The sequence below is a fragment of the Streptomyces spiralis genome, from assembly GCF_014654675.1.
GTDB classification, from domain to species: Bacteria; Actinomycetota; Actinomycetes; order Streptomycetales; family Streptomycetaceae; genus Streptomyces; species Streptomyces spiralis.
This window is the reverse complement of sequence record NZ_BNBC01000176.1, coordinates 1-509: the sequence shown is the minus strand read 5'-3', so window position 1 is coordinate 509 and position 509 is coordinate 1. Positions and strand designations below refer to the sequence as shown.

Annotated in this window: 1 protein-coding gene; it reads left to right on the top strand. The window is 68.0% G+C overall.

Annotated elements, in window-relative coordinates; genetic code table 11:
* Window positions 1-490 (top strand): IS5 family transposase (locus tag IE318_RS44605; protein ID WP_189908507.1); only part of this gene is annotated, 490 nt, incomplete at its 5' end.
* Window positions 491-509 lie beyond the last annotated feature (19 nt).

Here is a 509-nt window from a genome sequence, read left to right as displayed (position 1 = left end):
GGGGACCTGGCCGGGCGAGGCGATCGGCCGGTCCCGCGGAGGACTGACCACGAAGATCCACCTCGCCTGCGACGGGCAGGGACGTCCCCTGGCCTTCACTCTCACTGCCGGCAATGTCAACGACTGCACCCAGTTCGAGCAGGTCATGGCCCGCATCCGCATCGAGCGGTGCGGGCCGGGCCGCCCTCGCACCCGGCCAGAACTGGTGGCCGCGGACAAGGGCTACTCATCCATGAAGATCCGCGCCTACCTTCGCGGCCGGGGCATCAAGGCAGCGATCCCTGAACGCATCGACCAGATCAACGGCCGTATCCGGCGAGGCGAGAGCCGGTGCCGGCTCAACCGCCCGGCCTACCGTCGCCGCAACGTCGTCGAACGCTGCTTCAACCGGCTCAAGCACAACAAAGCCCTGGCCACCCGCTACGACAAACGAGCCCGCCACTACCAAGCCCTGGTCACCCTCGCCTGCCTCCGACTCTGGCTGACCTGACTTTGCGGACACCCCCTAG